The sequence below is a fragment of the Glaciibacter sp. 2TAF33 genome, assembly GCF_052114945.1.
Lineage (GTDB): Bacteria > Actinomycetota > Actinomycetes > Actinomycetales > Microbacteriaceae > Cryobacterium.
Map to the genome: position 1 here is coordinate 118,460 of NZ_JBFRFS010000003.1, position 26,388 is coordinate 144,847.

The window sequence follows — 26,388 nt, forward strand, 5'->3', positions numbered from 1 at the left end:
GGGCAGTGTCTGACGGCAGGGCCATGGCCTGCGAGAGGCAGTTCCCTCTAGGCTGGCGGGAGGGATGCACCGCCGCCACCCTTCCCGGGTGTTGCACGGCGCGCGCCGAGGAGGAGGAACCGATGACGGAGTATGCAGTGATCAACCCGGCAACCGGAGAAACGGTCGACACGTATCCGACGATGTCGAACGAGCAGCTCGACGCCGCGGTGGCGGCAGCGGATGCGGCTCACCGGACGTGGTCGCGATCAACCACCGTCAGCGAGCGCGCTGCCCTGATCCGCCGGGTCGGCGAACTGCACACCGAACGACGCGACGAGCTCGCAGGGATCATCGTGCGGGAAATGGGCAAGCCCATCGAACAGGCCCTCGCCGAGGTCGACTTCAGCGCGGACATTTATGCCTACTACTCGGAGAACGCCGAGGAATTCCTGAAGGACGAGCCGATCGAACTCCGCGCCGGCGACGGTTCGGCCCTGATCCGCCGCCAGTCGCTCGGCGTGCTGCTCGGCATCATGCCGTGGAATTTCCCCTACTATCAAGTCGCCCGTTTCGCGGGGCCGAACCTCATCGTCGGCAACACGATCGTGCTCAAGCATGCGTCGCAGTGCCCGGAGTCGGCTGCCGCGATCGCACAGATCTTCCAGGATGCCGGTTTCCCCGACGGCGCCTACGTCAACATCTATGCCAGCAACGACCAGGTCGCGACCCTCATCGCCGACCGTCGCGTGCAGGGGGTCTCGCTCACCGGCTCGGAGCGGGCCGGTGCTGCGGTGGCCGAGGTCGCCGGACGCAACCTGAAGAAGGTCGTCCTTGAGCTCGGCGGTTCAGACCCGTTCATCCTGCTGAGCACTGACGACCTCGACGCGGCAGTTGACTCCGCCGTCGCCGCCCGCCTCGACAACAGCGGCCAGTCCTGCAACGCCGCCAAGCGCTTCATCGTGCAGGGCGAGCTCTACGAGCCGTTCCTCGAGAAGTTCACCGCCGCCCTCACCGCGGTGGCACCCAGCGACCCGACCGCGGCCGACACCGTGCTCGGCCCGCTGTCCTCCGCTGCGGCCGCCGACCGGCTGCAGGAGCAACTCGACCGGGCCGTCGCCCAGGGCGCGACCGTCGTGTCGAACGGCAACCGGGACGGCACCTTCTTCCCCTCCACGGTGCTCACCGACGTCACCCCGGACAACGACGCCTACCACGAGGAGTTCTTCGGCCCGGTCGCGATGGTGTTCCGTGCCGACTCGGAGGATGACGCCATCGGCAAGGCCAACGACACCCCCTTCGGCCTGGGGTCGTTCCTGTTCACCACCGACCCTGACCAGGCGCTCCGGGTCGCCGACCGAATCGAAGCCGGAATGGTCTTCGTCAACGTCGTCGGCGCCGACGGTGCCGAACTCCCCTTCGGCGGTGTCAAACGAAGCGGCTTCGGCCGGGAGCTGGGTCGTTTCGCGATGGAAGAGTTCGTCAACAAGAAAATGATCCGGATCGGCTGATACCGGCGCGGAGGTCACGATGGAAATCCTGCAGGTTGCCCAGCACGCCGACGACCTCGACCGGGCCGCCGCTTTCTACGAGGTGCTGCTGGGCAGTCCGCCCGCGGCGCGCTTCGATCCCCCCGGCCTGCTCTTCTTCAACGTGGGACGCTCCCGCTTGCTGCTCGAGCGCGCCGCGGCATCCGCTCTCGTCTACCTGCAGGTTGACGACGTGGTGTCGACGGTCGAGCGGATGCGGGCACTCCGGGTGGAGGTCGTCGCGGAGCCGCACGTGATCTTCAGTCACACTGACGACAGCCTGGGGCCGGCCGGAACGGACGAGTGGATGGCATTCATCCGCGACAGCGAAGGCAACACGGTGGGACTGGTCAGCCACGAACCCCGCCACGACCCGTGACCGCCGAGCGTCGACCCGGTCCGCCGAACCGGCAGTCGCCGATTGCATGGTTCCTCCGCGGTCAGGTTCCCTCTGTCGCTGCCGCGGATCCGATCGGCCGTCCGACGCTCAGCGCATCCCGGAGGGCCGGGTCGAGGTCCAGATACGCCGCGTCCGGCTCCGCTCCGACTGCTTCCAGCACGTTGCTGAAGAAGCAGCGGACCGCCGCCGACAGGATGACGTCAAAGATCTGGTCGTCACTGAATCCCGCATCGCGGAGAGGCTGCAGGTCAGCCGGCGTCATCCCCGCCGCGTCGTGTGCGACCCGGTCAGCCAGGCGCATCACCTCGCGATCCGCGGCGGTGATGTCGGCCGAGGCCGGGTCCCGGACCAGGTCCGCGACCACCTCTGCGGGGAAGTGCTGCTCCGCCAGCACCTTTCCGTGCGCCAGCACGCAGTAACTGGAACCCAGCCGGGCGGCCGCCGCGACGGTCGCCAGCTCATAGACCCGAGGGTCGGATGACGCCTTGACCGCACCGTTCAACGCCATCCAGCCGCGGTAGACGGCCGGCCGCCCAGCGAATACGCGGGTGAAATTGGGCAGGTAACCGACCCTGGTGCGTTCGTCCCGGTACAGCTGCGCGGTCTCGTCGGAGACCTCCGAGTCATCGGGCATTGGGATGTGAGTCATGGCGCCACCTCGCGTCGCGCGCGATCGCCCGGGCCACCCTGGCCCCGCACGATGCTGGAAGGCTACGCCGTCGTGCACCCCGCAGCAAGCCACGGCCGGCATCCGCTCACCGGGGGTTAACGAGTGGAGGGACCCGCCTGTCGGCGAGCCCCTCCTGCACGGTTCGAGCGAACTTAGATGCTGTTCACATCGAGCGGGATGCCAGGACCGAACGTGGTCGAGACGGCGCCCTTGGTAATGTAACGGCCCTTCGAGGAGCTCGGCTTCAGACGCACGATCTCTTCGAGCGCGGCCGAGATGTTCTCGTCCAGCTGCTCGGCGGAGAAGGAGGCCTTGCCGACGACGAAGTGCACGTTGGAGTGCTTGTCAACGCGGAACTCGATCTTTCCGCCCTTGATGTCGGAGACGGCCTTGGCCACGTCCGGCGTCACGGTTCCGGTCTTCGGGTTCGGCATCAGGCCACGCGGGCCGAGGACCTTACCGAGACGACCGACCTTGCCCATGAGCTCCGGGGTGGAGACGGCGGAGTCGAACGACGTGTAGCCGGCGGCCACCTTCTCGATCAGCTCGTCGCCACCGACCTCGTCGGCGCCGGCAGCGATCGCAGCGTCGGCCGCGGGGCCCGTCGCGAAGACGATGACGCGCGCGGTCTTACCGGTGCCGTGCGGCAGGATGACCGTTCCGCGGACCATCTGGTCGGCCTTGCGCGGGTCGACACCGAGCTTGAGGGCGACCTCGACGGTGGAGTTGAACTTAGCGGAGCCGGTCTCCTTGGCGAGGGTGACGGCTTCGGTGGGGGTGTAGAACTTGTCGGCTCCGATTTTCTCGGCCGCGGCCCGGTAGGCCTTTGACTTCTGTGCCATGTGAATCTCCTGTAATGAAAACTGAGATGTGGTTTCGTGAGCCTGGCTGGCTCTCCCACGTGGTGCTGCTGTCAGGCTCCGAGAAACGGACGCCCGCGGCGGGGTTGTTACGCCTCGACCGTGATGCCCATGGAGCGGGCGGTGCCGGCGATGATCTTCGCCGCGGCGTCGATGTCGTTGGCGTTGAGGTCAACCATCTTGGTTTCGGCGATTTCGCGCACCTGGGCCTGGCTGAGCTTGGCAACCTTGACGGTGTGCGGGGTTCCTGAACCCTTGGCGACACCGGCGGCCTTCTTGATGAGTTCTGCTGCCGGCGGGGTCTTCAGGATGAACGTGAACGAGCGGTCCTCGTACACGGTGATCTCAACCGGGACGACGTTGCCGCGCTGGGACTCCGTCTGGGCGTTGTACGCCTTGCAGAATTCCATGATGTTGACGCCGTGCTGACCGAGCGCCGGCCCGATGGGCGGTGCGGGGTTGGCGGCGCCGGCCTTGATCTGAAGTTTGATCAGACCCGTAACCTTCTTCTTCGGTGCCATTCTTCTTTTCCTTTTCGGTGATCGAACCCTTGATTTCGGCGGCCTGGCCCATCGTGCGGTGGTCGAGCCTGTCGAGATCCGAGGTTCTCCCGCGTCCCCGGCGATTCCGGGGGGCGGTGGTTGGGGGGAGTTTAGAGCTTGGTGACCTGGTCGAAGCTGAGCTCGACCGGGGTCTCACGCTCGAACAGGGAGACCAGCACCGTGAGCTTGCCGCTCTCCGGCTTGATTTCGCTGATCGAACCGGGCAGGCCCGCGAACGAGCCTTCCTTGATCGTGATGGTTTCGCCGATCTCGAAGTCGACCTCGGCCGGGATGACGCGAGCCTGGGACTTGCCGCCCTGCCCGCCTCCCTTGGTGGCCGGGACATCCGCTACCTCGACCAGGCCCTTGAGCATGCCGAAAGCCTCTTCGAAACGCAGCGGGGTCGGGTTGTGCGAGTTGCCGACGAAGCCGGTGACGCCGGGCGTGTGGCGAACCACCGACCAGCTGTCCTCGTTGAGGTCCATGCGCACCAGGACGTAGCCGGGGATGCGCACGCGGGTGACCATCTTGCGCTGGCCGTTCTTGATCTCGACGACGTCTTCCATCGGAACCTCGACCTGGTAGATGTAATCTTCCATGGCCATCGACTGCTTGCGGTTCTCGATGTTCGACTTCACGCGACGTTCGAAGCCGGCGTAGGAGTGGATGACGTACCACTTGCCCGGCATGAACCGGAGTTCCTTGCGGAACTCCTCGTAGGGATCCGTCGTCGTCTCTTCTTCGTCCTCGACGGCTTCGACGGCGGCTTCAGCCTCGTCGACGGAGTCGATGTCGAGCGCGTCGTCGACGAGGGCGTCGGCTTCGGGGTCGGCTGCCTCGGCCAGCGCGTCGAGCACGGCGTCCAGGTTGTCTTCGACGTCGACGTTCTCGTCTTCGATGTGCAGGGCGACCTGCTCGGCGGCCTCCACGGAACGCTCATCGGCAGCGAGGGTGTTGCCCTCCTGCGCCTCGTCGTCGTCGGAGGACTGCTCAGCGGCGGTGGCCCAGTCGACGTCGTCGTGATTCGTGTCAGTCACTAAATCTCAATCCTTCTCTGTTGCATGGGGCATCCCGTACAGCGTTTGCCATGAAATGCCAGGCGAACCGCAGTGGCCGCGCCTTATGGCGCTGGTGTTCCGAACACATAGGTGACCACCAGCGCGAAGACCCAGTCGAAGCCCGACACCAGGGCCATCATGATGATCACGAAGATCAGCACGACGCCCGTGTAGCTCAGCAGTTCCTTGCGGGTCGGGGTGACGACCTTCTTCAGTTCGGCGATGACCTGCTGGATGAACAGGGCAAGCCGAGCGAAGGGTCCGCGCTTGGTTTCGCGCTCTTTCCTCGCGTTGGCGACGATTTCCTCACTGGGTTCGTCGATAACTTTTCGGGCCACCTGTTACACCTTTCATGGGCCGGTGGAAATACCACCGACTTGCAGGGCGGACAGGACTCGAACCTGCAACCTGCGGTTTTGGAGACCGCTGCTCTACCAATTGAGCCACCACCCTATGGTGTGAACTCGCCCGCCTCCTGCCCAAAATAGGCGCAAAGAAGCATGGCAGAATTCAACTACCTCGAACCAGTGTAGGTCACACCGGCACCGCTGTAAAACTGAGGCGCTGCGAGGCCGAGTGGTCCCGGGTGAGCGGATGCCGCATCCGGCCGGCGCATTGTTTTCAATGGTAACCGCCCTGTCGACAGATGGCACGCCCCCGTATGCTCGTATCGTGGCCCATGAATTCCAGCGCATCTCGACCAGAATCGGCTCCATCGCGGAGTCGGCAACCCTCAAAGTGGACGGGAAGGCGAAAGCGCTCCAGGCTGCCGGCCGCCCGGTGATCAGCTACGCGGCGGGCGAGCCCGACTTCCAGACCCCCGCCCACATCGTCGAGGCGGCGCTGGACGCCGTGCGCGATCCGCGCAACTACCGTTACACCCCGGCTGCCGGACTCCCCGAGCTGCGCGAGGCGGTCGCCGCCAAAACCCTGCGGGACAGCGGGCTGGCGGTCGGCGCCGCCCAGGTGATCATCACCAACGGCGGCAAGCAGGCCGTGTACGAGGCTTTCGCGACCCTGCTCGACCCGGGCGACGAAGTACTCGTGCCGACCCCCTACTGGACCACCTACCCCGAGGTGATCAAGTTGGCCGGCGGCGTTCAGGTGGACGTCTTCGCCGGCAGCGACCAGGGGTACCTGGTCACCGTCGAGCAACTCGAGGCCGCTCGCACGGAGCGCACCAAGGTGCTGCTGTTCGTGTCTCCGTCGAACCCGACCGGGGCGGTCTACTCGCCCGAGCAGACCCGCGAGATCGGCGAGTGGGCCGACGCCAACGGGCTCTGGGTGATCACCGATGAGATCTACCAGAACCTCACCTACGGCGGTGTGCGCGCAGTGTCGATCGTGGAGGCGGTTCCATCCCTCGCGGACCGCACCATCCTGGTGAACGGAGTCGCCAAAACGTACGCCATGACCGGATGGCGGGTCGGCTGGATGGTGGGGCCGGCCGACGCCATCAAGGGCGCGGCCAACCTGCAGTCGCACCTGTCGTCCAACGTGTCGAACATTTCCCAGCGCGCCGCGATCGCCGCGCTGAACGGACCGCAGGACGACGCATTCGCGATGCGGGAAGCGTTCGACCGGCGCCGCAAGCTCATCGTGTCCGAACTGAACAAGATCCCCGGCATGGTCACCCCCACGCCGCAGGGCGCGTTCTACGTCTACCCCGACGTGACCGGGCTGCTCGGCCGCACCTGGGGTGGCGTCACACCCACCACGTCGCTGGAGCTGGCCGACCTGATCCTCGACCAGGCCGAGGTCGCCGTGGTCCCCGGTGAGGCGTTCGGGCCGAGCGGCTACCTGCGCTTCTCCTACGCGCTCGGCGACGAGGCCCTCCTCGAGGGCGTGCAGCGCCTGCAGCGTCTCTTCGCGTAGCGCCGCGCCCGCGCCGCGCCCGCGCCGCGCCCGCCCACCCCCGCCGCGCCGCCCCCTTGGTTCCTCCCGTGAAGGGTCACATATCGACCTTCCGATGCTCCGGGAAGGTCGATATGTGACCCCTCACACTCTTAAGGCGCGCCGTACAACTTTTTGGGCTGTGGATAACCGCCATCGGCCCATCATTCGAGCGCATCCTGACGGGGTGAAGCCACGAAAGCCGCTCCCCGAGCCCCTCTACGCTGGACCATTCAGCACGCGCACCGCAGCGCGGCACGGGGTGGGCGAAGGGCGCCTCCGCGGCGCCGACCTCGAGCGCCCGTTCCATGGCATCCGCGCACCGATGCCCCTCACGTCGGCGTGGGCGCGCGCGTCGGCACTTCAGAAGCGGATGCCGGACACAGCGTTCTTCTGCGGTGTCACTGCGGCACTCATCATCGGCCTCCCGCTGCCCCTGCGCCTCCAGGCCGGGTCTGACCTGCACATTGGCGTCCCCTCGCCCCAGCGGGCCTCCAGGATCCGTGGCGCGAGCGGCCATAAGATGCAGATGCGCCCAGGAGACGTGCTCGCCTGGCGCGGAATCCGACTCACGACGCCGGCACGAACGTGGTGCGACCTCGGCGCGGTCCTGGACCTTGAGGACCTTGTGGCTGCCGGTGACCGCATCATCCACCATGCGCATCCGCTTGCAAGCAGAGCCGACCTCCGCGCCGCTGTCGCCGGCCACCCCGGCCGACGCGGCCGCTCGCGCTTGCTGGAGGCGCTGGAGCTGCTGGATGACCACGCCGATTCGCCGCCGGAGTCGATCATCCGCGTGACTATTGTGCTGGCCGGGATTTCCGGCGTTCGCGCCAACTACGCGATCTACGACGCCCGGGGGATCCAGATCGCGTCGGCCGATCTATGCTTCCCCGCGCACCGGGTTATTTTCGAGTACCAGGGCGACTATCACCGCACCGAACCAGATCGCTGGCGCAAGGACCGTACCCGGCGAGCCCGACTGGCGGCGGCAGGATGGCACGTCATCGAAATTGCGGCGAACGAGCTTGCCGACCGACGGATGCTGTTGCAGCTGATCCGCGATGCACTCGCCCTCTTCCCCGCCCGTCCCCGTCCGATCGATCCGCCCGAGCAGCGCTGACCGCGTGAGGGGCCCCAAATCGACCTTCCCGGGCCACCGGAAGGTCGATATGTGACCCCTCACGGAGGGCCGAGCAGGGTGGGGGCAGGGGCGCCGGTGGAGCGCGGCGAGCGGGGGTGCCGGTGGAGCGCGGAAGGCGGGAGCGGCGGGACGTATCGGGCGTCCGTCGACGGGTGGATGCGCGAATCGACCGAGTGACGGCTACCGCGACGCCGCCGGGCCTGCGACTCTGGTTACATGAATTCATCTGACCCGGTCGTGCGGGTGCGCGACCTGCACAAGACCTACGGGGCGGCGAAGGCCGTCGCCGGTATCAGCTTCGACATCCTGCCCGGCGAGACGTTCGCGCTGCTCGGCCCGAACGGCGCCGGCAAGAGCACCACGATCGAGATCCTCGAGGGCTACCGCAACCGCACGTCGGGCGATGTGAGTGTGCTCGGCGTCGACCCGGAGCGCGGCGGCCTGGACTGGAAGGCCCGCCTCGGCATTGTGCTGCAGTCCACCGGCGAGAGCGGCCTCGTCACCGTGGAGGAGCAGCTCACCCATTTCGCCGGCTTCTACCCGAAACCACGCAGCGTCGGGGAGGTGATCGAGGCTGTCGGGCTGCAGAAGCAGGCCAAGACCCGCATCGGCAAGCTCTCCGGCGGGCAGCGCCGCAGGGTGGACGTCGCGCTCGGCATCATCGGACGCCCCGAGCTCCTGTTCCTCGACGAACCGACCACCGGTTTCGACCCGGAGGCCCGGCGCTCATTCTGGGACCTGGTGCACCAGCTCAAGTCAGAGGAGACGACCATCCTGCTCACCACGCACTACCTCGACGAGGCGGCCCAGCTCGGCGACCGGGCCGGCGTGATCGCCGACGGCCGACTGATCGACATCGGCGCGATCGATGAAATCGGCGGAGCGGATGCGCGCGTTCCGCTGGTGCGCTGGCGAGACGCATCCGGTCAGTTGAGTGAAACCCGCACCGAGCGGCCGGCGCGCGTGGTGGCCGAACTCGCGGCGCAGCTCGGCGGTGAACCGGCCGACCTGGAGGTCATCCGGCCCAGCCTGGAGGACGTCTACCTCGACCTGGTGCGCGGCACCGCCGCCGGCACCGGAACCGGCTTCAACACCGCAGAGGAGGTGCTCGCATGAGCACGATCGCGCTGGGCGCGTCCCGGATCGGCTACGAGACCCGCACCTACTTCCGCTCCTTTGACACCCTGTTCTTCACCTTCCTGTTCCCGTTCGTCATGCTCGGCATTTTCACCACCGCCTTCAGCGCCTCGGGCAATATGGGCGCGGCACCCGACGGCACCGGCGGCATCAGCGTCGGCGCGTATTACCTGCCGGGCATGCTTGCCGCCGGGATGCTCCTCTCCGGCGTGCAGAACCTGGCCGTCGACATCGCGATGGAGAAGAGCGACGGCACCCTGAAACGCCTGGGCGGCACACCGCTGTCGCCGTTCAGCTACTTCATCGGCAAGATCGGGCAGGTGTTCGTCACCGGCGTGCTGCAGGCGGGGCTGCTGCTGCTGTTCGCGCGCTTCGTGTTCGACATCGACCTGCCGACCGACCCGGAGAAGTGGCTCACGTTCGCCTGGGTGTTCGTGCTCGGAGTGATCACGAGCGCATTCCTCGGCATCGCCCTGTCGGCTCTTCCCCGCTCCGGCAAGAGCGCGACCGCGGTCGTCATCCCGATCCTGCTGGTGCTGCAGTTCATCTCCGGCGTCTACCTGCAGTTCAACGTGCTGCCGGAGTGGATGCAGAACATCGCGAGCATCTTCCCGCTCAAGTGGATGGCCCAGGGCATGCGCTCGGTGTTCCTCCCCGACAGCTTCAAGGCCGTCGAACAGAACGGCAGCTGGGATCTCGGCTGGGTCGCGGTGGCCCTGGGCGTCTGGCTGGTGGTGGGCCTGGTGCTCAGCCGGGTCACCTTCCGTTGGATCCGCAAGGACAGTTGAGCGGATGCCGTGTGGCGGCGCGGTGACGCGGGCGACGGAGGGCCGGCTTCTCTAGTCCCGATCGGGCTCGGCACCACGGTCGTCGGTCCCAGCGCGACTGCCGCCGGGTCGAACCACCGCGTCGTCACGCACGTCGATCCGGGTGGGTCCATCCGCCGACTCGGTCACATCGATCCGCGGTGCGGCGTCACCCGGGTCCGACTTGGGCGCGCGGCTCAGCTGGTCCACACGTTTCTCGTCGGCGGTCATCTCGTCGGCATTGGTCTCGTCGGCATTGGTGTCATCGGCATTCATCAGGCGCCCTCCGGTTGATGCCGATCACCCTACCGCCGGTCCGGCACGGCCGTGCCTGCGTCCCGGCCATTCGGCGTGTGTCGCGGCGGTCACCGGGGCGCCCGGTCGTCGGGTGTCAGAGAAGCTTGCGTTCAAGTGCCCACGCGGTCAGTTCGTGCCGGGACGACAGCTGCAGCTTCCGCAACACCGCGGACACGTGCGTCTCCACCGTCTTGGGCGAGATGAACAGGGCGCCGGCCACCTCCTTATAGGCGTATCCGCGCGCGATCAGGCGCATCACCTCCTGCTCGCGGGCGGAGAGCCGGTCAAGTTCGTCGGTGGACTCGGCCGTCTCGCCGGCCACCGCGCCGAACGCGTCGAGAACGAATCCGGCCAACTTGGGCGAGAAGACTGCATCCCCCTCGGAGACGCGCCGGGCGGCATCCGATACCTCGGCGCCTGACGCGCTCTTGGTGATGTACCCGCGCGCCCCGGCCCGGATCACCCGCACCACGTCGTCGGCGGCATCCGAAACGGACAGCGCCAGGAACAGCGTGCGCGGCGCTTGCGGGGCAGCCTCCCGAATCACCTCGGCGCCTCCGCCACCGCGCCCGCCGGGCAGGTGCACGTCGAGGAGCACGACCCGCGGCTGGGAGGAGACCACCAGGGCGATCGCCTCCTCGACGGTCGCCGCCTCCCCCAGCACCCGGATGCCGCCGTCGAGTTCCGCGCGCAGCCCCGAGCGGAAGATCGAATGGTCGTCGACGATCACCACCGGCAGGGCAGCGGATGCGTCGGGTTCGGTCATCGTCATGGTGTCGCCTTTCTGAGGGGCCGGGCAGGGGCGGGCGTGGGAAATCGCTTCGGGCGCGCGCGATCGCGCGCGCCGGATGCAATTTCGGGTGCCGGTGCGGGCGGGGGGAGGGGTGGACTCATAGTCATCATTCGCGTTCCGGCCCGTGCTCGCCTCGTGTGGTTTCGGGCGCGGCGGATCGGTGGGCGGCGGACCCATCGGCACTGGATGGGCCCGCGGCAGACGGCCCGGCAGCAAAGGGTCCGGCGGCAGCGGGCCCTGCAACAGCGGGCCCTGCAACAGCGGGCCCTGCAGCGTACTCGGCGGCGGCCTGCGCCCCGCGCTGGGTCGGGAGCGTGAGCAGGATCTCGGTCCCACTTCCGCCCGGCCCCGGGCGCACCTCCGCGGTGCCGCCGACCCGTCGCATCCGTCCGAAGATCGACTCACGCACGCCGAGGCGGTCTTCGGGGATGTCGTCGAGGCTGAAGCCGGGCCCACGATCGGTGATGCTGAGCGAGGTGCCGGTCGCGCCGGTTTCGAGGTAGAGGGACACTGTGCCGCCGGCGTGCCTGGCCGCGTTGAGCATGGCTTCGCGGGCCGCGGCCACCAGCCCTTCGGGCACGTCATCCGGGCTGGCCCCCGCGGTGACCAGCTCGAAGTGGACCGGGAAGTCCTGCTCGATCACGCCGGCGATGCGCCTGAGCTCCGCGGCCAGGTCGACCGTGGCGCCACCGGCCCCGGTGAACAGCCACTCCCGGAGTTCCCTCTCCTGGGCGCGGGCGAGGCGGGCGGCGTCGCTGTGCGGTCCTGCCTTCTGTTGGATCAACGCCAGGGTCTGCAGCACCGAGTCGTGCAGGTGGGCGGCGATCTCGGCGCGCTCGGCCTCCCGCACCCGTGCCGAGCGTTCCTCGGCGAGGTCGTTCGACAAGCGTATGAACCAGGGTGCGATCACCACGGCGACCCCGAGCAGCACAGCGACGGCCGCCACGATCACGGTCCAGACGTTCGGCGCTTCGCCGGTCACAAAAAACAGCAGGATCCCGACCGCCACGAGGACGAGGGCACCGAGGGTGCGCACCAGCAGCGCAGACGACCGCTGCGCGGCGCCGGAGCGGATGTCGGCGAACTGCCGCCACGCCAGCGCGACACCGGCGAGTACGACAATGGCGGGGATGACGATGGCCAGCGGAATGCCGGCGCCGAGGCGGCTGGCAACAAGTGTGGTGCCGGCGGCGAGGAGCGCGAGTCCGAGCAGGATTTCCGTGACGGGTGCGGAGCGGGCGGAAGCGGCATCCGATATCCCAGCAATCGGCGGGGCATCCGCTGGCGTGACCGGCTGGCCCGAGAGTGAGATCTCCGGTCGAGGGATACGCGCGGAACGGCCACTCTCGACCGGAAAGGCAATTGTCGCGGCGCGGGCCGGGAACGCCCGGCCCAGGCCGGACTTGGGCAGCGTCGACCCGGCGAGCGCCGACGCTGCGGACGGGGTCGTCAGCCACAGCCAGGCGTAGAGGAGGATCCCTGCGCCACCGCACAGGGTGAGCAGCAGCGCACCGACCCGAACGGCGCTGACCGGCAGGCCCGTGTGCTCGGCGAACCCCGCGCAGACGCCGCCGACCAGCCGAAGCCGTGGCCTGGTCATGCGTTCGGTGTTCACCTATGCATCAAAGCACGCCCGCCGGCCCCGGCGCGGTGACCGGGGACGATCTCAGGGTCGAATCAGGGTGATGCCCCATGGCAGCGGCCGGACCCACCCGGCACACTCGAATCATGACCGATGCACCTCCCTCCCCCCGCTACCCGTCAAATGCCGGACACGACGGCCGTGAGCAGCTCGACCGTTTCTTCGACTGGATCCGATCCTCCGGAATCACCCGCGGCGGTGACCGCTGGCTGGCCGGGGTCTGCGGCGGCATCGCCCGCCGCACGGGCCTCGACCCGATGATCGTGCGCGGCGCCGTCATCGTGCTCGCCATCCTCGGCGGCCCCGTGCTCATCGCCTACGCCCTCGGCTGGGCGTTCCTGCCCGACGCGGCGGGACGCATCCACGCCGAGCAGTTGTTCCGCGGCATCTTCGAGCCGGCGATGGTCGTCATCTTCGCCCTGATCCTCTTCACCTTCGTTCCGTTCACCCGCGGGCTCTGGTGGCAGGGGCCGCCGGACGGCTGGGGCATGCCGGGCTGGCTTGCCACCACCCTCGCGGTCGGTTGGGCGATTGCAGTCACGATCGGTGTGATCTGGCTGGTCGTCTTCCTGTTGCGGCGGATTCCGGCGGGCGGTTACGGCGCGAGCTGGCCTGCCGACGGGCCGGCGGCTCCGACGGGCACCGGGAGCGGGAGCGGAACTGCAGCGGGCACGACGGGCGCCGGGAGCGGCGCCGGATCCGCGAGCTTCGCCGCGACGGGCGCAAGGACACCGGGTACCGGGACGGACGACATCGGGGGAACGGGCATCGGAACGGCTGATGCCACGTGGCTCGGCGCCCAGGCCACGGGTAGTGCGACAGCGGATGCCGGAACACCGGTCGACGGAGTATCAGGCGACGGGGGCACAGGCACGGGCAGGTGGGGTGCCGCCGGCAGCGCTTACCCCACCGCCGCACCGCCCCGGCCGGACGCCCAGGCCCCGCGTAGCGCGTGGGACGCGTGGCAGGAGCAGAACCGCCACTGGCAGGCGCAACATCGGGCCTGGCGCGCCGAGCAGCGGGCGCAACGCGCGCACTATCGCTGGCAGCACCGCCACCCCGGCGCCGGATTCACCGCGATCGTGCTGGGGTTCGCCCTGGCGGTAGGCGCGGTTGCGGCAGGCGTGTACTCCGCCGGGACCTGGTCGAGCTCCGCGTTGCTCGTCGGAGTCGCGTTCACGCTGGGAGTGCTCGCACTCGGAATCATCGTGTCAGGCATCCGCGGCCGGGACAGCGGGGCGATGGGCGGGTTTGCGTTCCTCGCCGTGCTCACCCTCCTGTTCGTCGGCGTCTTCCCGCAGGGCACGCAGTTCTCTCCGTTCGGCGACAACCACTGGGTGGTGAGTTCCTCGTCGTCCGACGCCACGCCCAGCTTCGCGATGATCGCCGGCAACCCCACCGTCGACCTCAGCGACCTGTCCACGGCGGGGAGGAGCGACACCCGCACGATCGACGTCTGGCTGGGCTTCGGCGCCACCGATGTGATCCTGCCGGCCGACCGGTCGGTGCGCGTGGAAACCAATTCGATCGTCGGCGGCGTCGACTACGGCGACGATCACTCCAACGACCAGGGTGGCGTTCTGTTCCACGACGCCCGCAGCCTGAACGGCAATCCGGACCGCCCGGTCGCCAGCATCCGCATCTGGTCGCTCGTCGGCCAGGTCGACGTCCACACCATAACGGAGTAAGCCATGAGCGAGCCACTGAACATCCCCGAGCACGACGGCGCAGCGTCGACGCCACCGACGCAGCCGACACAGCCAACGGCCGCGGATCTTCCGACGGCAACGACGTCGACCACCGGCGCGGAGCTTCCGACCATACCGGCGGCATCCGTCGCCCGGCGCCGCGACCGACCGCTGTTCGGCACGATCTTCTGGGGCGTGCTGCTGCTCGCCTTTGCCGCCTTCATGGTGGTGTGGACGGCGCTGCCGGTGATGCCTGATCCGACGCTGTGGCTGCTCGGCGGCGTCATCGCGATCGGCGTGGCGCTCGTCGCCGCCGGCATTGCCGCCGCGTCCCGGCGGGCCGGCTGAACCGGCGCACCGGCACCCCGCCCGGCCCCACCGCCACAGCACCCCCGCCACAGCACCCCCGCGACAGGTGAGGGGCAGCTACACAGTGACGCCGATCAGCACCGGTTCCGGCTGCAGGATGATGCCGAACTCGGCGGCGACCCGGCCCTGCACGAAGCGGGCCAGTTGCGCGATCTCGTCGGCCGTCGCACCACCGGTGTTGGTGAGGGCGAGCGTGTGCTTGCTCGAGATGGCCGCGCGGGATCCCGGCAACCGGAAACCCCGGCTGATCCCGGCTCGCTCGATCAGCCAGGCCGCGGAGAGTTTCACTCCGCGTGCCGCGTCGGCGCCCGGTGCCGGCCCCACGCCGGCGTAATGCTCGAGCGGGATCACGCGGTCCGGCAGGTCCGGCTCGAGCGGCCAGCGCGGCGCAGAATCCGGCAACGACCGGGCGAAGTTCTCGCTCACGATCGGGTTGGTGAAGAACGACCCGGCGCTGGCCGTGTCGGGGTCGGCCGCGTCGAGCACCATCCCCTTCGCCGCGCGAAGCGCGAGAACCGTGTCGCGAAGCTGGGTGATCGGAACCCGGTCCCCCAGCTGCACGCCGAGCGCACCCGCGAGTTGCTCGTAGGCGACGGGCTGGCCGAGTGCTGCTCCGAGAACGGATGCCTCAGCAGCGGTGTCGTGCAGGTCCAGTTCGATCGCCAGCACGACCCCTCGCAGGCCCTGCTTCAGCACCGACGTGCGGTAGCCGAGCTGCAGTGCGGCGGCCGGCATCCGCTGGATTTCACCGGACTCGTAATCCAGGAAGTCGATGGCGACCAGGCTGGCGGAGAGCTCCTGGCCGTAGGCGCCGATGTTCTGCACCGGCGCCGCGCCGGCCGCGCCGGGGATTCCGGAGAGCGCCTCGATGCCCGACCAGCCCCGCCCAACGGCGTAGGCCACGAGGGCGTCCCACGGCTCTCCCGCCTGTACCCGCAGGCGCACCCGGTCCGGCGCATCCGCTGGCAGCACCTCAATGCCACGGGTCACCAGCCGGATCACCGTGCCGTCGAATCCGTCGTCGCCGGCCACGGTGTTCGAGCCGCCGCCGAGCAGCATCCAGTCGTCATCATCGGCCCAGATGCCCAGCGCCGCATCGACAAGCTCCCGCTCGGTGCCCGGCGCCACCATGCGGGCGGGGAGGCCGCCGACCCGCAGCGTGGTGAGATCGCGGAGCGGAACCGGCTCGATTCGCTCGCTCGGCCGGGCGTTCATCGAAGAAACCACGCGACTAGGCCAGGCTGACGCGCGCCTGCGCCTTGCCGAGCACAGTCTGGTCGTTGAAGGTGACGGCGAGGTCGATCCGGGCGACCTTGGCGTCCGTGTCGATGGCGGCGACCCGCGCGACGACGGTCACGATGGCCCCTTCCATCGGGTCGACCAGGACCGGCCGGGTGAAGCGCACCTGGTAGTCGATCACCCGCGCCGGGTCTCCGGCCCAGTCCACGACCGGCTGCACAGCGAGTCCCATGGTGAGCATGCCGTGGGCCAGCACGCCCGGCAGGCCGACGGATGCCGCAACGTCGTCGCGATAGTGAATCGGGTTGAAGTCCCCGGATGCGCCCGCGTAGCGAACGAGGGAGTCGCGGGTGAGCGGGAAGCTGCCCCCGGCGACGACGTCGCCGACGGTGAGGGTGTCGAGGGACGGCGCCTGGGTCATTCGTCTCCCCTGACGACGAGGGTGGAGGTCGCGGTGACGACGTGCTCGCCGTTCGCGTCGACCACCGTGGATTCCGCGGTGACCATCGAGTGGCCGCCGAGGGTTTTGACGCTCGCCACGGTGAGGGTGGCGGTCAGCTCGTCGCCGGCGACGATCGGGCGGGAGTAGCTGAAGCGCTGGTCGCCGTGCACGACCCGGGTGAAGTCGATGCCGGCGTCGGGTTCGGCGAGGAGTTGCGCGAGGGTGGCCTCCTGCACGACCACCGCGAAGGTAGGCGGAGCGACGACGTCGGCGTGGCCGGCCGCGCGCGCGGCTTCGGGGTCGTGGTTGATCGGGTTGGTCGCGAATACCGCGCGGGAGAACTCGCGCACCTTTTCACGGCCGACCAGGTACGGCTGGACCGGCGGGAAAACCCGCCCCTGGAGTTCGGGGTTCACTGGCACCCTCCGAGTGTACTTTGGTCGGCCCCTGGCCGGCGTGGCCGGCCGGCGGCGGGATCGCGGCGTCGAGCCGGTGGCAGAATGGTGCGGATGAGATTCGCGCGCGTTCGGTACGAAGACCCGCTGGCCGCCCCGCTGATCGCCGACCTGCGCCGGGAGTACGAGGAACGGTACGGGCCGAGCGACGCCGCCGACGACGTGGCAGCACCGGAATTCGACCCGCCGGATGGATTGTTCGTGGTGCTGCTCGACGACGATGCTCCCGCCCTGGCCGGCAACAATGGTGACCCGGTGGTCGTCGCGGGTGGCGGCATCCGTCGCTACGACGAGGTCACCTGCGAAATCAAGCGGATGTGGACCAGCTCCGCCTACCGCAGGCAGGGGCACGCCATCACTGTGCTCGCCGAACTGGAGTCGATCGCGCGGGAGCTCGGCTACCAGCGGCTGCTCCTGGAAACCGGTCCGGCCCAGCCCGAAGCGCTCGCCCTCTACCGCCGTCTTGGCTACCGCGAGACCGGCCCATACGGGCGCTACCCGCACGCCTACGGCTTCGAGCGGTGGCTCGTCGACCAGACCTGATCCGCGGGCTGGCCGCGAGCGCCCCCGCACTCGGGTTTCATGGCACCTCACGCGAGATTTGAGGCGTAGGCTCGGCGGGCGAACGGAAAGCAGGGGCGGATGTATCAGCGGTACGTGGCGATCGGCGACAGCTTCACCGAGGGCGTCGGCGACGAGTTGCCGGATGGCCAGGTGCGCGGCTGGGCCGACCTGGTCGCTCTCGGACTCGCCCACGCGAACGCGGGCGCCGCACGCGTGACCGGGCCGGAAGCGCACGCCGGCGACGGGGCGGAAGGCGGCGGGAGCGCCCTCTCCTACGCGAACCTCGCCATCCGCGGCAAACTGCTCGGGCCGATTGTGCGCGACCAGTTGGAGCCCGCCCTGGCCCTCGGCCCCGACCTGCTCTCGGTGTGTGGCGGCGGCAACGACATCATGCGGCCCCGCGTCGAGATCTCGTATGTCGTCGACCTGCTCGGGCAGGTGGTCGACCGGGCCCTGGAAACCGGCGCGCACGTCATCGTCCTCAGCGGTGCGAACCCGACCGCGCACTTGCCGATGGGTGGACTGATGCAGCGTCGCGGCGATCGCCTGGCCGACGCCGCCCGGGCGGCGTTCACCCGGCCCGGCGTGACCCTCGTCGACAACTGGGCCGACCAGGAACTCAGGAGCATCCGCTATTGGTCGGCCGACAAACTGCACCTCAACGCCCGCGGCCACACGCGGGTTGCCGGCAATGTGCTGGCCGCTCTGGGGGTGCCGGTCCCCACCGAGTGGGCAACGGATGCCGACGGCCCGTCGGCCGCCGCGCCCGCAGACGAGCGGGTGCAGGGCACCGTCGCGTACTACCGCGACTACGTGCTGCCGTGGATCGGGCGCCGGCTGACGGGCCGCTCGTCCGGGGACGGCCGCCCGCCGAAGCGGCCGGGGCTTGAGCCGGTCGACCTGGGCTGACCGACGGCCGTCCGCGCACACACGCAGAAGGCCGCACGGAATCCCGTGCGGCCTTCGCGCTCAGCCGTGAGGCCGTGAACTGGGTCAGCTAGACGCTCTTGCGCCCGGAGAGGGTCCGCAGGAGGAACATGATGACTGCGATGATCGCCAGGACGATTCCGACCCAGAGGAGGAACTGAAGCGACTGGACGAGCCCGCCGGTGATAAGCAGGATGACTGCGACAACGGCGATGATGATGAGCAGGAGGTTCATGTGAGGACCTTTCTTGACTGCAGGGATATCTCCCCTGTTTTTGTGAGCCTACCCCTGCGCGCGGATCGGGCAAGGGGCACGTTGAAAACGATTAATTTCGCCCCTGAGCCGCACAATCACGCGGGCTTCCCCGCGCCGTAGTGCTCTCGCAGGTACCCGGCGTACCCGTGAGGGGCCCTTCCGTGCAGGCGGGCCGACGTCAGCACGGGGTTCCGGCTGGTGCGCACCGGGGCGATCCCCAGCCGGCGGAGTGCGGCCACCAGGAGCACGTCCTCATCGCCGTCGGCCTCACTGAACTCTCCCGCCCTGAGGTACCGGTCGGCCCGCACCCCGAGGTTGGCGCCGTAGATGAACGGATGCCCGTGCGCGTCGCCGGGTGCGCCGCCGCTCGCCGGGTCATGACCGGGCAGGTCGGCGTCTGGCTGCACGGTGCCGAGCACGAGTTCGCTGCCGGTGCGGGCGAAGGCGAGCTGTGTCGTGAGCCAGTTCTCGGGGACCGCGGAATCGGCATCCGTTGTGGCCAGCCAGACCCTGCTCGCGGGGTGACGGATGCCGGTGAGCGCCCTCCGAACGCCCACCCGGCGTGCGGTGCCGACGGCACCGGCTGTGATGGCGACGCGGTGGTAGTGCGGCCAGCGGGCCGCGATCGCCAGCGAGGAGTCTGTGCAGCTGTCGAGGACGACGACCACCGTGACCTCGGGGGGCTCGGCCGTGTCACCCACCGCCTCGACCGCGCCCTCGAGCGCCGCGAGGCAGCGCGGCAGGAGCTCCTCCTCGTCCCTGGCCGGGACGATGACGGCGATCGCGTCGATCAGCGTCACGGCGTGAGCCCCTCGCGTTCAGCGACCGAGCGGGCCGGCTCCGGCTCGAAGACCTCGAGGATGAAGTCGCGTTCGCTGTGCCGAACGGTGCGCGCCAGGCCGGGCACGCGTGCCAGGGCGGCGTGGACGGCATCGCCCGTCTGCGGGTAGCCCTCGACCGGGTGCCGCCAGTGGCAGGCGATGAGCACGCCATCGGGGGTGAGGCTGGATCGGCACCGGATGAGCAGCCGCTCGAGGTCGTGCGGCGAACAGTAGTAGCCGACTTCGGAGAGCACGATCAGCTCGAACTGCCCGGGCGGCCATTCATCCGGGAACGCCAGCCGCTCGAAGCGAACGCTGGCGTGACCCGTCAGCCGTTCGCGCGCGGCCTCGAGCGGGCCGGCGACGATGTCGGTCGCGAGGATGTCGTCGCAGCGCTCTGCGAGGCCGGCAGTGAGGGTGCCGATCGAGCAGCCGAGTTCCAGGGCAGACCTGAAGCGCTCGCGGGGCAGCGCCGCGAGGGTGAGCGCGCGTTTGCGGCGCTCGTACCAGCGGGTCTCGAAGCCCCACGGATCCCGGCTGCCGGAGTAGAAGTCGTCGAAGAAGCCCGCGTCGAGGCTCGCGGTCTGGTCGGGAATCGCTGTGTCGTCGGAGGTGCTGATGAATGTCTCCCAGGTGCGTTCGAAGTGCGCTGCGAACCATGGTGGCACGATCGCTTCGTCACCGGGCTGGGCGGAGAGCGGCGCCACCTGGCTCTGGTGCGCGGCCATCGCGGCCGCCTTCGCGGTGCGTTCTGCCTCCTCGAGGTGCAACACGTACCGCGAGACGCCCTCCCACACCGCGTCCTCCGGCGTCGACCAGTGCCACGCCCACACCGGGTACTCCCAGAGCCGCGCGCCGGTCTGCGCTGCCGCGATCGACGCCGCCTGCGCGGCGGCCGCATGATCCGGATGCCCGTCGTTCCGCCAGGGCGCTGCCACCCAGGTTTCGCCGGGCGACGCGGGCGATGGGTCGTCCGGGCCGGGTCCCTCTTCAGACTCACCGGCACCGAGGGTGCCGAGCGCCTCAGCGATCGCCCGCACCGCTTCATCCCGATGGGCGGCCGCCGCTCCATCCGGAAGCCCGGCCAACAACACCGATGCGCCGGGCGCGACCCGTCCGACCGCATCCGTCACCTCGGCCTGCCGCAGCGACGCGAGCTGCTGCGGGGTGTGGGTGGGCGACAACGGATGCGATGCCTCGCCGTCGGTCAGCACCACCACGACGATCGGGACTCCCAGCCGCGAGGCCCTGGCCAGCAGCCCACCGGCGGCCAGGGTCTCATCGTCGGGATGCGCGGCCACCACGACCAGGCGGGCGAGTCCGCCCAGCGGAAGACGCCGCGATGTCGGGTGCTCCCGGCGTGCGGCCTCCAGCCAGGTGAGCTCAGGGGTGCCGGCCTCCCGGTGGCTGAACGTCACCATGGCATCACCCCGGCGGCACTCAGCATCCGTCCGAGGGCGGCGTCGTCGCGTTCGGCGTGGTGCTGGCGCACGTAGAGCTGCAGGTCGGAGACCCGCCGGGCGTGCTGTTCGTCGAGCGCCAGTGGAGCCGGACCGAGGGCGTGGCCGACCCGGCCGACCACCTCGTCGACCGTGCGCGCGACGAGCCCGCGCACCCGCGCGGCCAGGAGTGCGCCATCGCTGCCCGTGGCGCGCCCGTCGTCGATGGCCGCGGCGGCGCTCGCCAGCGCAGTTCCGCAGGCGGAGAGCAGAATGTCGATGGCACCGAGCTGGGCCAGGGCGATCTGGTCGGGTTCGCGTCCGCCGGGCTCCGTGGATGCCGCCAGCGCCCTGGCCACCCCGATGGCCCCGCCCCACCAACACGCGGCCACCCCGATGCCGCCCCAGGCGAACCCCGGACGGTCGAGGTACCACTCGTCGACTCCGATCGGGGTCGCCTCGACGGCACTGAAGTCAACCGGGCCGCTGGGCACCTGGGCGAGGCCGCGGGCGACCCAGGCGTCTTCGTGCACGATGATGCCCGGGTCGCCGAGGCGCACGGCGAACAGGCGGCGATGTGAGTCCCCGGTGTGCGCGGTCACCAGCGCGTCGCTGAGCGTCCCTGCGAGCGAGCACCACGGCTTGGTGCCGTCCACCTGCCACCGGTCGGCGACCCGGGTCGCCGAGAGTCGCAACCCGGCGCCCTCGGCCGCGAACACCCCCCAGGTGCGGTCGGCTTCCGCCGTGGAGTGAACGGGTGCCCGGCCCGCCCCGACCGGACCCGCCTGCTCCAGGATCGAGAGCGCGTCGAGGTGCGCCTCCACCACGCGCGCGGCGGTGAGATCGGCGGCGGCGACCGTGGCCAGGAGTTCGAACAGTCCCGCGGTGTTCCCGTCGCCGGGGCGGGGCGCGACGCCGCCGAGGTCCCGGGCCATGGCGAGCGCCGCAGCCGGATCACCGTTCACGCGGGCGGCCGCCTGGGCGAGTTCGGCCGGCGCCCCTCCGCGGTGCGATTCAACCGGCGCCCGGGTCCGTGCGACACTGGGCAGCGTGACGGGCAGTGCCGCCCTCACGTCGTCAGCCGGGCGAAACCCGCGCCCAGTGGACTGTCGCGCAACGCGGCGAGCAGCGCTTCGGCATCCGCGTACACCTCGACGGCGCCGGCTGCCCGCAGGTCGCCTTCGCCGGTGCCGCCGCTCAGGACGGCAACGCACGGGACACCGGCCCGGGCGGCCGCCTGGATGTCCCACACCGCGTCACCCACCATGACCGCCTCCGACGCCGACACTCCGGCCTTCCGGAGCGCCGTGTGCACGATGTCCGGATCCGGTTTGGCTTCCGTGACGTCGTCGGCCGCGGTCACCGCCGACACCGACTCGTCGCTGTCGATCACGCGAAGCAGCCGTTCGAGTTCGTCCGGCGAGGCCGACGTGGCGAGCACCACCTGGCTGCCCTCCGCGGCGACGGCACGCAACAGGTCGCGGGCCCGGTGGAACGGGCGCAGCAGCGAAGCGGACTCGGCCAGGTACACGCCGTGCAGGCGCGTGGACTCCTCCGCGATGCGGCCGGCGTCGTCGCCGACGAGCGTGGAAAGCAGCTGGTCCGTCCCCATACCGATGGCACGGTGGATGCGCCAGGCATCGGTGGGATGGCCGACGGCAACCAGCGCCCGACCCCAGGCGTCCACATGGAGGTAATTGGAGTCGACCAGGGTTCCGTCGATGTCGAAGAGTACGGCCTTCGGCCGGTCGGGAGTGGGGTGCGCCATATCGTCAGGCTACGCCGGCATGCAGCACGGGCCTAGGGCGCCGGAACCAGTCGTTGTATGTTCTGACTATGGGCGCGACGTCGTTGATCCTGGTTCGTCATGGTGAGAGCACAGCCAACCTGGCCGCCTCGGCCGCGGAGTCCGCTGGCGCCGAGGTGGTCGACGCGCCGCTCCGCGACCCCGACGTGCCGCTCAGTAGCGTCGGGATGGACCAGGCGGCGGCCGTGGGCGGCTGGCTCCGTTCCCTACCGCCGACATCGTTCCCTGGCTTCGTATGGAGTTCCCCGTATCTCCGGGCGGCCGAGACGGCCCGGCTGGCCACTGCCGGCCAACCGGTCCAGCTGGCCGCATATACCGACGAGCGCCTGCGCGACCGGGAGCTCGGCATCACCGACGCACTCACGACCGTGGGCGTCGAGGCCCGGCTCCCCACCGAAGCGGCGAGGAAACGACGGCTGGGCAAGTTCTACTACCGACCGCCGGGCGGCGAGTCCTGGGCGGACGTCGCCCTGCGGGCGAGGTCGTTCCTGGTTGACCTGGACCGGGTGGCCGACGGCGGCCGGGTGCTGGTCGTGACCCACGACGCCGTGATCATGCTGATCCGCTATGTCTGCGAGGCGCTCACCGAGTCCCAGCTGCTCGAGGTCGCCCGCACCTCGCCGCTCCTCAACGCGTCGGTGAGCATCCTGACCCGGCCCGACGGCGCCGGCCGCTGGGCCGTGGAGGAGTACAACTCGGTGGCGCACCTCAGGGAGCTGGGAGCGCCGGTCACCGTGCACACCGGGGACGCGGATGTCTTCCCGCGGTGAGCCGGCGCCGGGTGAGGCGCCGCCGGAGATCTTGACCCCGACGCGGCTCCGCGACTGGTCCCTGCCCAGCGGCGCGGAGTCCAAGTACGATCGCGGACGGATCGTCGTGATCGGCGGCGCCCGCCACACCCCCGGCGCCGCTCTCCTCGCCGGAACGGCGGCGCTTCGGGTGGGGGCCGGGCGCCTGTCCATGGGCGTCGCCGAGTCGGCGGCGGTGGCGCTGGCCGTTGCCATGCCCGAAGCCGGCGTGATCGGACTCTCCGAGTCGTCAACCGGCGCTGTGCGGGGGAACAGCCTCACACCGTTGCGGGACGAGATCAACGCAGCGGATGCGCTGGTGATCGGCTCAGGACTCGACGACGCCGGCGAGGCGAGAAAGCTGGTCCTCGGAGTCCTGGCACTGCTGGCGGAGGGCAACACCACCCCGGCCGTTCTCCTCGACGCCTACGCGTTGGGCGTGCTGCCGGACGTCGACGCTGACGGTCACGACACGCTGCGGGCCCTGGGCGGCAAACTGGTGCTCACACCCAACACAGACGAAGCGGCCCGCCTGCTCGGGCGCGACATCAGTGACCTCGCGACCGACCTGGGGGAGATCGCGGACCGCTACCAGGCGGTCGTGACCTGCTTCGGCGTGATCGCGGCACCGGGCGGCCGGCGCTGGGAGATCGGCTCCGGGCAGGCTGTGCTCTCGACGTCGGGCAGCGGCGACGTGCTGGCCGGGGCTATCGGCGGGCTCCTCGCCCGTGGAGCCGACCCCGACCAGGCTGCGTGCTGGGGCACCCACCTGCACGCCACCGCCGGCGACCGGCTCGCCGCCCGGATTGGGCCGACCGGGACCCTGGCCCGTGAACTCGCCGACGAACTGCCGATGGTGCTGGCCGAGCTCGGCCAGCACGCGTAAAAGAAGGGAACAGCAGTGGCAACGAAACTCAACCGCGCGGCGTTCACGCACGCCAGGAAATTGATCGAGCAGGGCACGGTGGTGCACGACGAACGCGATGACTGGAGCGAGCACGCCCCGTCTGCCGATGACGAGAACACCTTCCTCGACGCACACGACTTCGCCGAGTACTCGAAGTGGCACCTGGGCGTGGACGATGAGCATCCGGACGACACCAAGGGGCACTACACATTCCCCTACGGCGACTTCGCGAAGGTGCATCGCTGCGCGGTGATCTCCGCGGAGAGCCGGGCCGGCCAGTACGACCATGACGACATCGAGGACGCGCTGAAGCAGCTGCTCGCGCAGATCGACGCCGACACGAAGTAGCCGCCGCTGCCACCGTCGCAGCCAGGTATGCGTGCCCGCCCGCGTCGGTCGGTTACCGGGCCGCGGCCCCCCATGCCTGCGACTGGCCGGCCGCGCTCCGCAGCTGCGGCACGCCCCATGGGTTCGCATCCTGGAGCGGCTCGGGGAGCAGCGCCTGCGGTACGTCCTGGTAGGCGACCGGGCGGAGGAACCTGTCGATCGCGGCGGTGCCGACCGATGTGCTGCTGTCGTTGGTGGTCGCCGGCCACGGGCCGCCGTGCTGCATGGCCGGGGTGACGGCCACGCCGGTCGGCCAACCGTCGAACAGCACCCGCCCGGCGTGGCCGGTGATCCAGCCGATCAGCGATCGGAGCGGCGCTGAAGCCTCACCCGCGCCTGCGTGCACGGTGCCGGTGAGGTTGCCCTCGAACAGGTCGTCGGCACGGGCGGCCAGCTCGTCCTCGTCGTCGTACTCGACGACGACCGACAGCGGGCCGAACGCCTCCCCCAGCAGGGCGTCGCGCTGGGCGGCCAGGTCGTCGGCCCGCACCCTGACGATGGTCGGCGTGGCCCAGCCCTGCCCCGCGTCGTCGAAGCGGAGCGACCCTTCCGCAATCGGGGTCACGCCGGGGGCGGCCAGGATGCTGGTGCGGCGGTCCCGGTAGCCGGCCGCGATCCCCGGGTTGAGCAGCCGGTGTTCCGCGACGGCGCCCGCGCGAGCGGCGAGCGTGTCGTCCAGGCCGTGCCCGGCCGGCAGGAACAGGAATCCGGGCTTGGTGCAGAGCTGTCCGGCGGACCCTGAGACGCTGGCGACGTATCCGTCTGCGAGGGCGTCGGCCCTCTCGGCGAGGGCGGCCCGGGTCACGAAGGCGGGGTTGACGCTGCCGAGTTCGCCATAGAACGGGATCGGCGCGGGCCTGGCGGCTGCGATGTCGGCGAGGATGCGCCCGGCGCGGATCGAGCCGGTGAAACTTCCGGCGGCAACGCGGGCGTCCGTGAGCAGCTCGACGCCGGCCTCCTGGCCGTAGATCAGCTGGAGCGTGCCGGCCGGGGCGCCCGCGGCCTCGAGGGCGGCAGCCACGACGGCGCCCGTGCGCTCGGAGAGCTTCGGGTGTCCGGAGTGCGCCTTGACGATCACCGGGTTGCCGGCCGCGAGCGCGGCAGCGGTGTCTCCGCCGGCCACCGAGAAGGCGAACGGGAAGTTGCTCGCCGCGAAATTCAGCACCGGGCCCACCGGGATGCGGTAGCGGCGGATGTCGGGGCGTACCCCGAGGGCGAAGTGCGGGTCGGCCTCGTCGATGCGAACGTCGAGGTAGGCGCCGTCGACGATGGTGTCAGCGAACAGGCGCAACTGCACGGCCGTGCGGGTCAACTCGCCGGAGAGACGCGCCTCGGCGAGGCCGGTCTCGCCGATGGCGATGGCGACCAGTTCCGCGCGATTTTCCTCCAGCGCGTCGGCCGCGGCGACAAGCGCCCGCGCCCGGTCCTGCGGGGGCTGCGCGGCCCAGCGCGGCGCGGCATCCGCTGCCCGGCCCGCGATGGCGTCGAGTTCGGCCGACGAGGTGGAGGCGGGAACGGTGGTGGTCGTCGCGGGTGTCATGGTGGTGCT

Annotated in this window: 30 protein-coding genes and 1 tRNA gene; 13 read left to right on the forward strand and 18 right to left on the reverse strand. The window is 69.9% G+C overall.

The window, feature by feature from the left end:
* The first annotated feature begins 122 nt into the window (after positions 1 to 122).
* Both AB4Y94_RS03605 and AB4Y94_RS03610 read left to right on the forward strand, forming a co-directional pair.
* Positions 123 to 1,490, forward strand: a complete 1,368-nt coding sequence (locus AB4Y94_RS03605) for an NAD-dependent succinate-semialdehyde dehydrogenase (protein WP_441724863.1) — start codon at positions 123 to 125, stop codon at positions 1,488 to 1,490.
* A 19-nt stretch (positions 1,491 to 1,509) separates the two neighbouring features.
* The gene (locus AB4Y94_RS03610) at positions 1,510 to 1,887 is read left to right on the forward strand and encodes a VOC family protein (RefSeq protein ID WP_441724865.1); all 378 of its coding nucleotides are present in this window, start codon (positions 1,510 to 1,512) and stop codon (positions 1,885 to 1,887) included.
* Positions 1,888 to 1,948: 61 nt separating this feature from the next.
* On the opposite strand, the gene AB4Y94_RS03615 is transcribed toward AB4Y94_RS03610, so the two are convergent.
* The 6 genes from AB4Y94_RS03615 to AB4Y94_RS03640 all read right to left on the reverse strand — a co-directional run bounded on the left by AB4Y94_RS03615 (position 1,949) and on the right by AB4Y94_RS03640 (position 5,491).
* Complete coding sequence (locus AB4Y94_RS03615) at positions 1,949 to 2,557, reverse strand: carboxymuconolactone decarboxylase family protein (protein WP_441724868.1); 609 nt, start codon at positions 2,555 to 2,557, stop codon at positions 1,949 to 1,951.
* 173 nt (positions 2,558 to 2,730) lie between these two features.
* Positions 2,731 to 3,420 carry a 50S ribosomal protein L1 gene (gene rplA / locus AB4Y94_RS03620; protein WP_441724871.1) on the reverse strand — a complete coding sequence of 230 codons (690 nt, stop codon included), beginning with the start codon at positions 3,418 to 3,420 and terminating at the stop codon, positions 2,731 to 2,733.
* A gap of 107 nt (positions 3,421 to 3,527) precedes the next feature.
* Positions 3,528 to 3,959, reverse strand: a complete 432-nt coding sequence (rplK, locus tag AB4Y94_RS03625) for a 50S ribosomal protein L11 (RefSeq protein ID WP_441724872.1) — start codon at positions 3,957 to 3,959, stop codon at positions 3,528 to 3,530.
* A gap of 131 nt (positions 3,960 to 4,090) precedes the next feature.
* Positions 4,091 to 5,017, reverse strand: a complete 927-nt coding sequence (nusG, locus tag AB4Y94_RS03630; protein ID WP_441724875.1) for a transcription termination/antitermination protein NusG — start codon at positions 5,015 to 5,017, stop codon at positions 4,091 to 4,093.
* A gap of 83 nt (positions 5,018 to 5,100) precedes the next feature.
* Positions 5,101 to 5,376: a preprotein translocase subunit SecE gene (secE, locus tag AB4Y94_RS03635; RefSeq protein ID WP_441724878.1), complete on the reverse strand. Its 276-nt coding sequence runs from the start codon at positions 5,374 to 5,376 to the stop codon at positions 5,101 to 5,103.
* Positions 5,377 to 5,418: 42 nt separating this feature from the next.
* Positions 5,419 to 5,491, reverse strand: a tRNA-Trp gene (locus AB4Y94_RS03640).
* Between the two features lie 219 nt (positions 5,492 to 5,710).
* Here AB4Y94_RS03640 and AB4Y94_RS03645 point away from each other — a divergent pair.
* From AB4Y94_RS03645 to AB4Y94_RS03660, 4 genes are all read left to right on the forward strand, one after another.
* The gene (locus AB4Y94_RS03645) at positions 5,711 to 6,913 is read left to right on the forward strand and encodes a pyridoxal phosphate-dependent aminotransferase (protein ID WP_441724881.1); all 1,203 of its coding nucleotides are present in this window, start codon (positions 5,711 to 5,713) and stop codon (positions 6,911 to 6,913) included.
* A gap of 205 nt (positions 6,914 to 7,118) precedes the next feature.
* Positions 7,119 to 8,054: a hypothetical protein gene (locus AB4Y94_RS03650; RefSeq protein WP_441724884.1), complete on the forward strand. Its 936-nt coding sequence runs from the start codon at positions 7,119 to 7,121 to the stop codon at positions 8,052 to 8,054.
* 237 nt (positions 8,055 to 8,291) lie between these two features.
* A complete protein-coding gene (locus AB4Y94_RS03655; protein WP_441724887.1) occupies positions 8,292 to 9,191 on the forward strand; it encodes an ABC transporter ATP-binding protein in 900 nt (299 codons plus the stop codon).
* On the forward strand, positions 9,188 to 10,000 hold the full coding sequence (locus AB4Y94_RS03660; protein WP_441724890.1) for an ABC transporter permease: 813 nt from the start codon (positions 9,188 to 9,190) through the stop codon (positions 9,998 to 10,000). The genes AB4Y94_RS03655 and AB4Y94_RS03660 overlap by 4 nt, the downstream gene beginning before the upstream one ends.
* Before the next feature lie 51 nt (positions 10,001 to 10,051).
* Here the strand turns inward: AB4Y94_RS03660 and AB4Y94_RS03665 are convergent, their stop codons facing one another.
* The 3 genes from AB4Y94_RS03665 to AB4Y94_RS03675 all read right to left on the reverse strand — a co-directional run bounded on the left by AB4Y94_RS03665 (position 10,052) and on the right by AB4Y94_RS03675 (position 12,708).
* Positions 10,052 to 10,294: a hypothetical protein gene (locus AB4Y94_RS03665; protein ID WP_441724893.1), complete on the reverse strand. Its 243-nt coding sequence runs from the start codon at positions 10,292 to 10,294 to the stop codon at positions 10,052 to 10,054.
* Positions 10,295 to 10,409: 115 nt separating this feature from the next.
* Entirely contained in the window at positions 10,410 to 11,081 is a 672-nt protein-coding gene (locus AB4Y94_RS03670; RefSeq protein ID WP_441725186.1) for a LuxR C-terminal-related transcriptional regulator, read from the reverse strand.
* Between the two features lie 133 nt (positions 11,082 to 11,214).
* Positions 11,215 to 12,708, reverse strand: coding sequence for an ATP-binding protein (locus tag AB4Y94_RS03675; RefSeq protein ID WP_441724896.1), 1,494 nt, complete (start codon positions 12,706 to 12,708; stop codon positions 11,215 to 11,217).
* Between the two features lie 128 nt (positions 12,709 to 12,836).
* On the opposite strand from AB4Y94_RS03675, the gene AB4Y94_RS03680 reads away from it, so the two are divergent.
* Entirely contained in the window at positions 12,837 to 14,438 is a 1,602-nt protein-coding gene (locus tag AB4Y94_RS03680; RefSeq protein WP_441724899.1) for a PspC domain-containing protein, read from the forward strand.
* Positions 14,439 to 14,441: 3 nt separating this feature from the next.
* The gene (locus tag AB4Y94_RS03685; protein WP_441724901.1) at positions 14,442 to 14,786 is read left to right on the forward strand and encodes a hypothetical protein; all 345 of its coding nucleotides are present in this window, start codon (positions 14,442 to 14,444) and stop codon (positions 14,784 to 14,786) included.
* A 78-nt stretch (positions 14,787 to 14,864) separates the two neighbouring features.
* Here AB4Y94_RS03685 and AB4Y94_RS03690 read toward each other — a convergent pair whose 3' ends face one another.
* Genes AB4Y94_RS03690 through AB4Y94_RS03700 form a run of 3 tightly spaced genes read right to left on the reverse strand, consistent with a single transcriptional unit; the run spans position 14,865 to position 16,910 of the window.
* Positions 14,865 to 16,022: a UDP-N-acetylmuramate dehydrogenase gene (locus AB4Y94_RS03690; protein ID WP_441725189.1), complete on the reverse strand. Its 1,158-nt coding sequence runs from the start codon at positions 16,020 to 16,022 to the stop codon at positions 14,865 to 14,867.
* A gap of 16 nt (positions 16,023 to 16,038) precedes the next feature.
* A complete protein-coding gene (locus AB4Y94_RS03695; protein WP_441724904.1) occupies positions 16,039 to 16,467 on the reverse strand; it encodes a MaoC family dehydratase in 429 nt (142 codons plus the stop codon).
* Positions 16,464 to 16,910: an FAS1-like dehydratase domain-containing protein gene (locus AB4Y94_RS03700; protein WP_441724906.1), complete on the reverse strand. Its 447-nt coding sequence runs from the start codon at positions 16,908 to 16,910 to the stop codon at positions 16,464 to 16,466. The genes AB4Y94_RS03695 and AB4Y94_RS03700 overlap by 4 nt, the downstream gene beginning before the upstream one ends.
* Positions 16,911 to 16,997: 87 nt before the next feature.
* Here AB4Y94_RS03700 and AB4Y94_RS03705 point away from each other — a divergent pair, with 87 nt between their 5' ends.
* Together AB4Y94_RS03705 and AB4Y94_RS03710 are read left to right on the forward strand one after the other, a co-directional pair.
* The gene (locus tag AB4Y94_RS03705) at positions 16,998 to 17,486 is read left to right on the forward strand and encodes a GNAT family N-acetyltransferase (RefSeq protein WP_441724908.1); all 489 of its coding nucleotides are present in this window, start codon (positions 16,998 to 17,000) and stop codon (positions 17,484 to 17,486) included.
* 99 nt (positions 17,487 to 17,585) lie between these two features.
* Entirely contained in the window at positions 17,586 to 18,416 is an 831-nt protein-coding gene (locus AB4Y94_RS03710) for an SGNH/GDSL hydrolase family protein (protein ID WP_441724911.1), read from the forward strand.
* A gap of 88 nt (positions 18,417 to 18,504) precedes the next feature.
* Here the strand turns inward: AB4Y94_RS03710 and AB4Y94_RS03715 are convergent, their stop codons facing one another.
* The 5 genes from AB4Y94_RS03715 to AB4Y94_RS03735 all read right to left on the reverse strand — a co-directional run bounded on the left by AB4Y94_RS03715 (position 18,505) and on the right by AB4Y94_RS03735 (position 22,718).
* The gene (locus AB4Y94_RS03715) at positions 18,505 to 18,669 is read right to left on the reverse strand and encodes a hypothetical protein (protein ID WP_441724914.1); all 165 of its coding nucleotides are present in this window, start codon (positions 18,667 to 18,669) and stop codon (positions 18,505 to 18,507) included.
* Between the two features lie 116 nt (positions 18,670 to 18,785).
* A complete protein-coding gene (locus AB4Y94_RS03720) occupies positions 18,786 to 19,490 on the reverse strand; it encodes a glycosyltransferase (protein WP_441724916.1) in 705 nt (234 codons plus the stop codon).
* Entirely contained in the window at positions 19,487 to 20,932 is a 1,446-nt protein-coding gene (locus tag AB4Y94_RS03725) for a PIG-L family deacetylase (protein WP_441724919.1), read from the reverse strand. The genes AB4Y94_RS03720 and AB4Y94_RS03725 overlap by 4 nt, the downstream gene beginning before the upstream one ends.
* Positions 20,926 to 22,023: an acyl-CoA dehydrogenase gene (locus AB4Y94_RS03730; protein WP_441724921.1), complete on the reverse strand. Its 1,098-nt coding sequence runs from the start codon at positions 22,021 to 22,023 to the stop codon at positions 20,926 to 20,928. The genes AB4Y94_RS03725 and AB4Y94_RS03730 overlap by 7 nt, the downstream gene beginning before the upstream one ends.
* Complete coding sequence (locus AB4Y94_RS03735) at positions 22,020 to 22,718, reverse strand: HAD family hydrolase (protein WP_441724924.1); 699 nt, start codon at positions 22,716 to 22,718, stop codon at positions 22,020 to 22,022. The genes AB4Y94_RS03730 and AB4Y94_RS03735 overlap by 4 nt, the downstream gene beginning before the upstream one ends.
* A 68-nt stretch (positions 22,719 to 22,786) precedes the next feature.
* Between AB4Y94_RS03735 and AB4Y94_RS03740 the strand changes: the two genes are divergently transcribed.
* Genes AB4Y94_RS03740 through AB4Y94_RS03750 form a run of 3 tightly spaced genes read left to right on the forward strand, consistent with a single transcriptional unit; the run spans position 22,787 to position 24,800 of the window.
* Positions 22,787 to 23,527 (forward strand): histidine phosphatase family protein, encoded by a 741-nt coding sequence (locus tag AB4Y94_RS03740; protein WP_441724927.1) that lies wholly within the window; start codon positions 22,787 to 22,789, stop codon positions 23,525 to 23,527.
* A complete protein-coding gene (locus AB4Y94_RS03745; protein WP_441724930.1) occupies positions 23,511 to 24,431 on the forward strand; it encodes an NAD(P)H-hydrate dehydratase in 921 nt (306 codons plus the stop codon). The genes AB4Y94_RS03740 and AB4Y94_RS03745 overlap by 17 nt, the downstream gene beginning before the upstream one ends.
* A 15-nt stretch (positions 24,432 to 24,446) precedes the next feature.
* On the forward strand, positions 24,447 to 24,800 hold the full coding sequence (locus tag AB4Y94_RS03750) for a hypothetical protein (RefSeq protein ID WP_441724933.1): 354 nt from the start codon (positions 24,447 to 24,449) through the stop codon (positions 24,798 to 24,800).
* Between the two features lie 52 nt (positions 24,801 to 24,852).
* Here the strand turns inward: AB4Y94_RS03750 and AB4Y94_RS03755 are convergent, their stop codons facing one another.
* Positions 24,853 to 26,379 (reverse strand): aldehyde dehydrogenase (NADP(+)), encoded by a 1,527-nt coding sequence (locus tag AB4Y94_RS03755; protein ID WP_441724936.1) that lies wholly within the window; start codon positions 26,377 to 26,379, stop codon positions 24,853 to 24,855.
* Positions 26,380 to 26,388: the final 9 nt, after the last annotated feature.